This is a genomic window from Pseudomonas rubra, from assembly GCF_028656935.1.
GTDB lineage: Bacteria > Pseudomonadota > Gammaproteobacteria > Pseudomonadales > Pseudomonadaceae > Aquipseudomonas > Aquipseudomonas rubra.
In genome coordinates, this window is the sequence record NZ_JAMDGZ010000090.1 from 1 (window position 1) to 10845 (window position 10845).

Consider the following 10845-nt stretch of genomic DNA (forward strand, 5'->3'; position numbering starts at 1 on the left):
CTTGTTCGGAGCATCCCTAGGATTGCTGACACTGGTTCAGGGCCTTTTAGGTTCGTTGGAGCTTTACGAATGAGCATGATGCAGAACGCTGTCACATCCATTCAGCTTGGCGTGGAGGATTTCCATAACGACGATCCGAGGCGGGGGCTCTCGGCAATTCGCAACCTCTATGCGGGCTTGCTGCTGCTATTCAAATGTAAGCTGCAGCAACTCAGCCCACCCGGGTCGGATGAGGTTTTGTTGAAAACGGATATCAACCCTGTCATCGACCCTGAGACCCAGGCGGTGATCTGGAAGGGCAAGGGTAAAAAGACCGTTGACTACATGGATATCCAAAATCGTCTTACATCGCTCGGCATTGCGGGGGTTGAGTGGAAGCTGTTGGAAAATCTTCAGAAAATTCGGAATTCAACTGAGCACTATTACAGCCTGGTATCCCACTCCCAGATGCAGGAGGCTATTGCTAATTCGTTGCAGCTCATCGTCCAGTTTTGCCAGCCCCACTTGGGCGAAGATCCTGCGAAGCTATTGGGGCGATCATGCTGGCAATCCCTGGTGGAGGTTGAGCAGGTCTACGCACAGCAATACAAAGCGTGCTTAGAGTCGTTGGAGCAAGTTGAATGGGTTTTTCCCGAGCTTGCTGATGCTGTTGACGAAGTTCGTTGCCCTCAGTGCGACTCTCAGCTGGTGAGGGTCGACGATCCGACGCTCGATCCTGAGGGCTTGGAATTCGTCTGCATGGTATGCCTGGAATCCAGCAGCTACGAGGCGGTTATGGTGCCTGCCCTAGTGGAATCGCTAGCCGGCATTAATTATGTAAACGTAAAAGATGGTGGGGATGCGTGCAGCGAAACTTGCCACGAGTGCGGTAACGACACTTTTCTCGTGGAGCATGGGCGATGTGCAATCTGCTTTGCCGAACTGGACTACACGGGGTGCGCTTTGTGCAGCAGTAGCCTAGGCGTCCATGACCAAGATTTTGGCGGCCTATGTAGCTACCACCATCACCTTGCCCACAAGGACGACTGAGCCCGCTACCGGGCTTTCTTGAACGGTTTGAAAAGCTTGTCGTGAACGATGTAGAGGTCGCCATTTGCGCGCGAGCAAGCCACGTACAGCCTGTTCCGAGTCTGAGGATTGGCTTCGTGTAAATTGCCATTCCGGTATCGTTTCCAGGTGTCGGCGCCTAAAACGACACAGACGTGCTCGAAGTGATCCATGCCTTTGCTCGCTCCCCAGTTGAGCGAGTGGCAATCGTATTTGTCGTGTTCTTTCAAGAAGAGCTTCACGACGTTTGGATCGGCGTGAAGGGTTGCGGCTTGTTCAGGCTCTTCGATCGTAATGATCTCACTGACCCGCTCGTGCTGCGCGCCCATGGTGATCTGCAGCTTCGCATTGATGAAATCGCAGACGGTTGTAGAGCACCGCCAGCTGTGCCCCAGAGTGGTTTTGTCTACCTTGATTCCTGCGTCACGGAATCGTTTCTCGTACTTGATGATGTCGTCATGCAGCGATTTATTAACCGAACCGTCCCGGCTAGTGTCGTAAGTATGCTGATAGAAGTCACCAACAAAGGTCATACCCGCCTTTGCTTTCGAGATGTCCAGCAGTAGGTTGAAGTCGTGGCCGGCGAAATCCTGCACCTCGTCGACGTAGACACAGTCATAGAAACGCTCGATCCGCGCGCGTATGGCCGGTATGCATTTTCTCATTTCCAGCAATTTAGCCAGGCGGTTGTAGTAGAGCCTTCGACTGCCATCCCTGAAGCGCGCCATGTCGCTGAGCGGTGTCCGGGGGTTGGTTGGCAGTCGGAAGTTCATGCCCCGGGTATCCAGCTCTAACTGCAGCAGTGGGCGGTAACAAAAACCGTGCAAAAAGGAGAAGTACGTCATGACGGTGATGTTGGGCGGAATCGTCCCGAATTTTTGGATGATGCGATGTCGAAGGTGGCGATAGTTGTTCTCGGTATAGGTGACGATCAGAGCGCGCAGGTCAAGGCTCAGCCGATCAATCACCAGGCTGGTTTTCCCGGATCCGGCAACCGCGAAAATCACGCTCTTATCCACTTGATCGCCTCCTGGATATAGGCAGGTGCGACGAGTTCTTCTGGCTTCTTCGTAAGGAGCTCGAACGCCACATCCGCCTTGTTTTTGAGCATGTAATCCTGAACCGTTAGGGTCTTGCGTGCTCCCCCGAATAGGCCGTCACAGATTTTCTGGTTATCGAGGTAAAGGCCGATCTCGAACGTAGAGCGCTCATTGCTCTCGTCAGCGAAAATCCGGGCACCGTCGTACAGGCTGGCCTTGTAATTCTCGACGCAATTCTGCTGGTGATCATGGTCGTTGTCCCGAATTGCCGCGACTTTGATCCCAAGGAGCTTGCCGAGCTCTAGATAGCGTTTGAAGCTGGTACCACCGATCGAGATGATGTGGACGTTGTCTGACTGCGGAGTGGTTCCCGCGTGCTTGTTGTAGAAGTGTTCCAGAAGGATGAATTCGGCATCCCCCTCGACCAAAATGACCCTGTTCGACAACGCAAACTCAAGCACATTGTTGTCCGGGGCCTTCATGAAGAATTCGGCAGTGGACTCCGTCAGATCCTTGAGCCGGCCTGCCTTTTGTTCGGTTCCCAAGAGTAGAGCTCGACGAAGATCGAGTCGTGAGCAAATGTGACTACTGTGGGTGGCGATGAAGAGTTGAGTTCCCTGGGTGCGGGTCAGACGCTCTACCAGGCGCTTCATGTTCGTGTGGCTCAGATGGTTCTCGGGCTCTTCGAGCAACAAGGCGTGTAGGCTACCTCTGGCATCATGTTTCTGCAGCGCAAAATTGGTCTTGATGAAACACTGCTCGCCCTTGCCACGGTTTTCGATTGGGATTCCTTCCTTGGTGATCACCAAGTCGGTTTCCAGGTTCGAACGCACGCTGGTTCGCAAAGCGAACTGGTACTCGACCAGCGTGGCATTCAGCTCCTTGAGATTGTCTCTTTGGAAGCCTTCCTTGCCCTGACGGTATTGGTTTTCGAGCCGATGGCGGTCTGGCACCTGGGTGTGGAAGCCGAACACCGTCCGTGTGTATTCGCGCGCGGCGTACTCAGTGTCGATTCGAGAGCTGTCGATGAGCAGGTGCCTCACAGGCCTTCGATAACTGACGTGGGGTGCCCCGGAGAAGGTGGAGAACTGCACCGCATAGTATTCGTATGGAAAGCTCTCTTTGTTATCCCGAAGCAGTTCAAGAATGGTTCCGCCGAAATCCTCCACCAAGGGAACGATGGCCATGCGCAGGCCATCACTGTCTGCCCCCGTCGAGTTCTGGCGTCCGTACAGGCCTTGGTCATCACCCGCCTCAAGAAAAATGTCCACTATCACCTCTGGCAGCAAATCGAGGCGAGCTGGGCCTGCCAGAAATTTCCTTACTGCAGATTGGTTCAGTAGTGCTTCGTAGCCAATGGTTTCGACCCGGCTGCGACTCGCACTCAATGCGAGATCAAGGGCCAGTAGGACGCTACTCTTGCCCGTCTCATTGTCCCCGATCAGTACGTTGGTGCCGGCATCAAACTGAAGAGTCAGATCGCCAAAGCTTTTGAAGTTGTGCAGCACGAGTTTGGTGATGGCCGGCATGAGCGTTTCCTGTTTGACCTTAGGCAGGGGGGTAAGCGTTCATCAGTCGATTTTGGAGACCTGGGCTTTCAGAACCATGGTCAACGTCAATCTGCGTTTAGTGAGGGTTTTGAAGCGTCCCTCCCTAGGGGCTTTTTCGGGTGCGGTTGTGGAGTGTTTCCACATGCCCAGAACTACGACCTCATCGTCCTTTTCAATACCTTTGAGCCATGCTGGATCCCTGGCCCAAATGCTCACCTCCAGGCCAATGCCATTTTCTGCGTCATCCGGATCGACTCGGAACTTGTTCATCTGCAGGTTGATAACGTTCTTGGTTTTGTCACCCCTGATTTCAGTCCTGACGCTGCTCACCGCACCCTGAATCGCGACGGGATGTTGAACGGCGTTGTGCGACACTGCGTAATACGCTTCCGCATGGCGCTCCGGTTCGAAATAGAACTGATTCCAGGCGACCTTCATATTGCCCTCAAACACCAGCTCCAGATGTTGTTCGATGTCCTGGTCTTTGTCACAGAGCGCGCGGAGCTTCAGGGCTCGCTTGGCAGAGTTGATGTACGCAGGAAGAAGATTTGGGTTGTGGGTGTAAGTCCGACCCGCTGTCGCCCGAGTTCCCCCATCATCCTTGAAATCACGACCACCTTTTTCCAGGGCTTCCTTGATCATGACCAGGCGCATCCGGTAACGATTGTGTTGGATGCTCTCGATCAGGTCTTCGGAGGTGCTGGCAATCTCGTTAATTTCCTCGTCCACACCGAATCGACAATTCGCGGCATGAGCACCTTTGGGATAGAGGCGAAAATAGCCTTGGACGAAAACAGACTTGTCATACATTTCACGGGTGTACGGCGGGTTGTGAGCGACTGGCGTACCGCATTTGCATTGAAGAGGCTCGGCACCTGTGCCTTTGGTGTATGTGTCTGCTTCCCATCTATCGCCGTTCTGGTCGAAGGCGTGATCCATTTTGATGCCCATACTCACTCCTCATATCAAAGCCGGATCCGATTCCATTTCATATCGAGCCTGAAGCGGTGGTCGCCCTGCTGGCGACTGCGTGGTATCCGATACGGTTGCGCTCCTGATCTCAGCGTCCAGGTGCCCAGTTTTATGGCTATAGGCCATCAGTGTGCTGATCGAGGACTAGCCTGCAAGCATGGGTTTTCCGCATTCTAAGCCGCTGTCTATCCCCGAAAGTTTTAGCTTGGTGGCATCAAGATGGGGCCGCGTCCGGGCATGTTTTCGGCTGATTGGTTTTTCAGTGCCACCAGCTTCGCCTCGCACTGTGCCCCCCACCCGGTCGTTTCCATCCGCCTAATCCCGTCATGAGTCAGCTCAATGTGTGTGGGCTTCAAGCGTTGTGGTGGCACTATGGCATAGAGCCTCTGATAAACTCGCTGTTTTTTGCGGTGTAGTTGGCGGATGACAATGGAGTGGCAACCTTCTTTTCTATCGCGTCTATTCAGAAAAGCTGCTTCTTGGCGTCTGACGATCGAGAATGATGAGCTGAGCGTCACGCTTGGCGACCAAACGTATTCGATACCTCTCGAAGCGTTCTCCTCACTGCGTTTTCATCGCCGGATACTGTGGACGAATGTCTCTGTCTGGATCGGTCATGAGATTCAGCTCATTGGCTTGGCCCATTCAGCGCGTAGCACCCTGGATCACCAGCTTCGGGCGGTAACGAGCAAGCAGCATTTTCGCGCTTACTACGCCAAGATCATGGGCTGGCTGAAGGAGGTCGAACAGGTCGTGGCTACAGCTGATGCAGAGCATCGCTGGTTGACGCACGACATGCAGCAGGAGCTTCTCTTTAAAAGGGATGCCCTAGGAATCGACGCTGCAAAGCTTAAGGCCTTGTTTGATTCTCCAGTTATCCAGGCAGCGATGGGAGATAACAAGACGCGCGTGCAAGGACGGTTGCGTCAATGGTCTCAGGACTGGACTGAGCATTGGAAAGCTCGTAATCAAGTACACATGATCCGGGAGCTCGATGCTTGCTCAGATCTTCTGGATAACGTCGAATCCCGAGAGCTCAATGATGAGCAAGCAAAAGCCGTGGTTTGCTTCGACAACCGGGTTCAGCTTATTGCCTCTGCCGGCTCCGGCAAGACTTCTACGATGGTTGCCAAGGCCATTTACGCTGTTCATCGCGGTTTCGTGGCCCCATCCGAGATCATCATGCTGGCCTTCAACAAGGATGCGGCTCAGGAGCTGCAGGAAAGGGGTGCTCAGTCTCTCGCACGGCTAGGCATGACCGGTGTCACGATCAATGCGCTTACTTTTCACTCACTAGGCCTCAAAATCATTGGCGGCGCTACAGGCAAAAAGCCAAGCGTCCCGAAGTGGGCTACCAAGACGGATCTCGGGCTGGAAAAGCTTGGGGTGATTGTCGATACGCTTAAAGACAGGTCAGATGAGTTTCGCACGAAGTGGGATCTTTTCCGTTTGGTCTTTGGGCGGGATCACTCCACTGCGCCGTTGAGAGATGTGGCGGAGGCCTTTGACAGGGAAGGGGAGGCTCGGCTAATCACACTCAATGGCGAGCACGTCGCGAGCCAGGAAGAGCGTTTGATTGCCAACTGGCTCTTCTACAATGGTGTTGAGTACGCCTATGAGCGACCCTACGAGCACGACACTGCAACCGCTGATCACCGTCAGTATGTGCCCGACTTTTATTACCCGCAGCTGAATCTCTATCACGAGCATTTTGCCTTCGACGCAGATGGCCAAGCGCCCGCGCATTTCGTGAATTATGCAGAAGGGGCCGATTGGAAGCGGAAGACGCACGTCAGCTACGGCACGCAACTGATCGAGTCGACGTCACACCAATTGTGGACGGGTGAAGTCTTCGCTCTTCTCGCCCACGAGCTGACGTCGCGGGGTGTGGAGCTAGATCCAGATCCCGACCGTCCTATCCCGGACTCAGGCTTGGTACCGCTGGATCATATTGACTTGGTAAAGGTGCTCAGATCTTTCATCTCGCACTACAAAAGCAATAGCCTGACAGCGGCGATGCTGTACGAACGGTACGACGCTCTTCCGATCAGCGTCTTCAAGTTCCGGTACAAAATGTTCCTGGAGCTCGCGATTCCGGTGATCGAAGGGTGGGATGCCGCCCTGAAGGAAGACCGTGGGATCGACTTTGAGGACATGATTAACATGGCCGCAGATTGTCTAGAGCGTGGCTACCAGTCGCCTTACCGCTTGGTCATGGCTGATGAGTACCAAGACGCCTCGCGCGCGCGTGCGAGGCTATGCCGAGCGTTGGTTCAAGTGCCTCACAGTCACCTGTTCGCAGTGGGAGATGACTGGCAGTCGATCAACCGGTTCGCAGGCGCCGATGTGAGTGTCATGACAGGCTTCGTCGAGTGGTACGGCCACGGCGAGGTATTCCGACTTGAGAAAACGTACCGGTGCCCACAGGCCATCTGTGACGCCTCCAGTCAGTTTGTGGCTAAAAACCCGGCTCAATTGCAGAAGACCGTGATTTCTGTGACTGAGCCCATTGGGCCCTCATTCCAGGCGTTTCAGTTGTCCAGTAGAGACCAAGTTCGGGATGGTCTGCGACAGTACCTGGATGACCTCTACCAGCAACTGTCGACTGGCGTGATCCCTGGAGCCAGCGGTAGGTTGATCTCAGTCTTCGTCCTAGGGCGCTACAAATCCGATGCGCAGTTCATACCCCAGGGATGGGAGCGGCGCTACGGCAACAAGCTTGAAATCAGATTCAAAACCATCCACACCTCAAAGGGCGACCAAGCCGACTATGTTCTGCTGCCAGGGATGATGGTTGGAGGGTTCCCGAGCCTGAAAGGGGATGATCCTGTATTCAGCCTGGTGATGCCGGAGGGTGACACCTACCTGCATGGAGAAGAGCGCCGGCTTTTCTACGTTGCGTTGACTCGGGCGCGCAGGTCGGTCGCCATGTTCACCGTGACTGCCAGAAACTCGCCGTTCTTGGCCGAGCTGGCGAAAGACGGTGTGGTCATGGTCACGGACATGAAGGGTGAACCAATCCAAGAGGAACGATGCCCAGTCTGTCAGCATGGGGTCGTGCTTCAGCGCACGGGTAAGTTCGGTGATTTCAAATCCTGCTCGGGCTTTCCTCGCTGCAAATACAAACCCGATAAGCCGAAACTTCAAGGAACTCGACAGCCAAAGCTGACCCGTCGTCCATATTGATTCAATTGGCCTGGATCTGGGCGCGATCGCATCCCGCAGCCAACGATCCATAACCCAAGCCCGCCGATCAGTTGTACAACGGTGCGGCACATCTGCTGATTGGTGTCGTCTGCCGCTAACTTGACCCTGAGGAAGTGACACATGCGTATTACAGGACGTAGTGAGTCCGAGGTGTTCGCCGACCTTGGCCTGCTTACTGCCAAACCGGGTTACGTTCACGCGATCGCGTACATCTGCCATCGCGATAACATGGTCGCGTTTCGAGATGAGTACACAGCTTCTGATCTGAGTGAACTATACGATCCCAATCGACTTCTCAGAACGGAAATCAACACCCTACTAGGACTGATGGTGCGCCAGCCGCTGGATCTGACGCTCCCGGAGCTTGGTCAAATCCAAGCTTATGTAGAGAAAACCGATGAGCTGATGGCTGAACTCCATGGCTCAATGAATAGCGTCATCTTCGAGGCGCTGAAGCGCAAATCTGCGAGCGCGACAGATCGCATGTCTATTTGGGAAGGGGCGGCGCTGAGGGAGCCAATCTTCTACGGCCCGGAATCCGCTTACAGTTTCCAGTACCGAGATTTTTTCGTCGACAAGCACGAGGACGATGACGCTTGGCTTCAGCAGAACAAGGGCTTCACGAGTCGTCAGGCACAAACAGTTGCCCGTGCGATGTGTTCGCTCATGGACTTACATGCAACCCAGCTGCATCAAAATGGTAAAAAAGCGCTGGAAGCTGTGGGTTCACCTCTGGCTCACTTCGAGTTCACCACTGAGGAAGTCGCTCGAAAAACAGGGCTGGACATTGGCGTCGTACAGGCTGTGTTTGAGGCATTGACGTTCACTGGTCAGAACGTGGAATTCCGGGAGCTCGGAGATTACAACAGCGTGGTCGGGACGCCGCTGTTGCCGACTGATCGCGGGTCGGTGCTTCTCTTCATGCACTACGCAATTTACGAATCACTCTACGAGTCACCGTTCTTTTGGATGAAAGACGACCCCGTCTATCGCCGACAGGCCTCTGACAACCGTGGCGCTTTCGTTGAGCGTTTTGCTCACAAACGATTAGCTGCGGTCTTTGGAAGAGCCAACGTTTACACCAACGTCAACATTCTTGACGGCAAGAACAGGGCCGGAGAGGCTGACGTGCTGGTGATCTTCGGTGACCGCATGATCATTGTTCAAGCCAAAGCGAAGAAGCTAACACTGGCCGCACGAAAGGGGAACGATGGTCAGCTCAAGGCTGACTTCGCTGCGGCTATTCAGAAGGCATCTGATCAAGCCTGGGACTGCGCTGAGGCGATTCTCTCGGGAAGGTGCCGGATGATCGATGAGGCAGGGCATGAGATCGCCATGCCTAATTCGATTAAAGAGGTCTTCCCGTTCTGCGTGGTATCTGATCACTATCCCGCGCTCGCGCTCCAGGCGAGCCAATACCTTGAGTTCGAAACTACGGAGATCGTCCGGGCCCCATTGGTGATGGACGTTTTCCTACTGGACGTCCTGACGGAAATGTTGGACTCCCCCCTGCGACTCCTCAGCTACGTACGCTTGCGGGCGATCGCAGGTGACAAACTCAGAGTTAGCCATGAGCTGACAGCACTGGGTTATCACCTGAATCAAAATCTCTGGCTCGACCCAACCTACAGCATGGCATCGGTGGATGACTCATTCGCAGGTGATGTGGATGTCGCGATGACGGTGCGTCGGGAAGGATTCCCAGGGAAAAGAACACCGCCAGGTATTCTGACGCACATGCTAGGTACTCAGTATGAGCAGTTGATTGCCCAGATTGAGCGAGCAGCAGATCCTGCAATGCTTGAACTTGGTTTCGTGCTGCTGTCGCTGGATAGCAGGGCGTGTCAGCACATCCACCAGGGTATAGCCGGTATTACGGGTATGGCCATGAGAGATGGACGCCCTCACGACTTCACCTTTGCCGTTGATGGAGGGGAGGCGGGGATTACGTTCCATTGCTACCCAGCTCCAGATCCTCACGCGGTTGAACACCTGAAACGGCATTGTGAAAAACGCAAGTACGTGGAGCGAGCTGCCACATGGTTCGGCGTTTCCGTCAATACGCAGGGAAAAATTCAATTCGGCATGATGTACAACCTACCCTGGGTTCAATCCGACGTAATGGACGAGCTGACTAAGGGAATGCGAAAGCCTGTAGCCATGGGCGCAGCGATGAAAATCTTGGAAAGAGGCATGCGTCACGTGGAGCCGGGCCGCAATGACGCATGCCCATGCGGTAGTGGAAAAAAATATAAGAAGTGCTGTCGCTCTTGAGTTTACTGCGCCCGCTTTGCGCTGTGCACCAGTAGGGCAATTCGCAGAATGTAGTGGCCTGTGGCTCAAGGTGCCGGAAAGAAGATCTCTGTTTGCTGAATGCATAGGGTGGGAAATCCGCGCTTTGCGAGGCGACGGAGCAGCAATCCCCCGAGTAGCTTGTTCCAGCCCTGGAACACCTCCACTGCGCTCCAAGCCTTCAATCTCGGATCGTAGGTGATCAGTGAGCTCTACGGTAGGTTTGTCGAATTCGAGGCTCAGCATCAGTATCGCCAGTGGGCTTAGTTCCAGCCGCTGGCTGACCTGGTCGAGTTTGTCGAAGGTAATGCTGCATCTACCGCTTTCAAGCTTACTTAGGTAGGCGGCTCGTGTCACCGAAGCAACGCTGGGAGATTTGTCGCATGCTGCGAAGCGTTCTGAGTACAGTGGCGAACGACGACTTCAATGACATAGATGGCTCCTCCGTTTGTGCTTTTGTGCAGAGATATCCATCCTGAAACCTCTGTTCTAGATAGGTCTGCACTCTTCACTCCGGAAGCTTGTAGCGAAGCGACCGGCAGGAAGCGTTATGTCGGAAAACTTTTCGTGCGTGCAGTTTATCCGGATAAACACGCAAGGAGAACATTGGTACTCCTTTTGGCGGCGAGGTCTATGGAAGTCGTTGATGACCGCTTTGTCTTCTTCTTGCAGTAGGAGCTGTTGCAGCAGCACTGCCTTCTGCTTTAGATCGATGTAGTGGTCAACTCATTCCGGAC

6 protein-coding genes are annotated in these 10845 nt (G+C 54.2%); 3 read left to right on the plus strand and 3 right to left on the minus strand.

Annotated elements, in window-relative coordinates:
- Positions 1-69: 69 nt before the first annotated feature.
- Positions 70-1029, plus strand: coding sequence for a hypothetical protein (locus M5G17_RS27180; RefSeq protein ID WP_273895938.1), 960 nt, complete (start codon positions 70-72; stop codon positions 1027-1029).
- A gap of 5 nt (positions 1030-1034) precedes the next feature.
- Here M5G17_RS27180 and M5G17_RS27185 read toward each other — a convergent pair whose 3' ends face one another.
- From M5G17_RS27185 to M5G17_RS27195, 3 genes are read right to left on the minus strand one after another with little or no spacing between them, the layout of a single operon-like run.
- On the minus strand, positions 1035-2066 hold the full coding sequence (locus M5G17_RS27185; protein WP_273895939.1) for a DEAD/DEAH box helicase family protein: 1032 nt from the start codon (positions 2064-2066) through the stop codon (positions 1035-1037).
- Complete coding sequence (locus tag M5G17_RS27190; protein WP_273895940.1) at positions 2051-3616, minus strand: ATP-dependent nuclease; 1566 nt, start codon at positions 3614-3616, stop codon at positions 2051-2053. Before M5G17_RS27190 ends, M5G17_RS27185 begins: the two co-directional genes overlap by 16 nt.
- Positions 3617-3658: 42 nt before the next feature.
- Entirely contained in the window at positions 3659-4588 is a 930-nt protein-coding gene (locus tag M5G17_RS27195) for a hypothetical protein (RefSeq protein ID WP_273895941.1), read from the minus strand.
- A 450-nt stretch (positions 4589-5038) separates the two neighbouring features.
- On the opposite strand from M5G17_RS27195, the gene M5G17_RS27200 reads away from it, so the two are divergent.
- Together M5G17_RS27200 and M5G17_RS27205 are read left to right on the plus strand one after the other, a co-directional pair.
- Positions 5039-7795 carry a UvrD-helicase domain-containing protein gene (locus tag M5G17_RS27200; protein ID WP_273895942.1) on the plus strand — a complete coding sequence of 919 codons (2757 nt, stop codon included), beginning with the start codon at positions 5039-5041 and terminating at the stop codon, positions 7793-7795.
- Between the two features lie 141 nt (positions 7796-7936).
- Positions 7937-10090: a YecA family protein gene (locus tag M5G17_RS27205; protein WP_273895943.1), complete on the plus strand. Its 2154-nt coding sequence runs from the start codon at positions 7937-7939 to the stop codon at positions 10088-10090.
- Positions 10091-10845 lie beyond the last annotated feature (755 nt).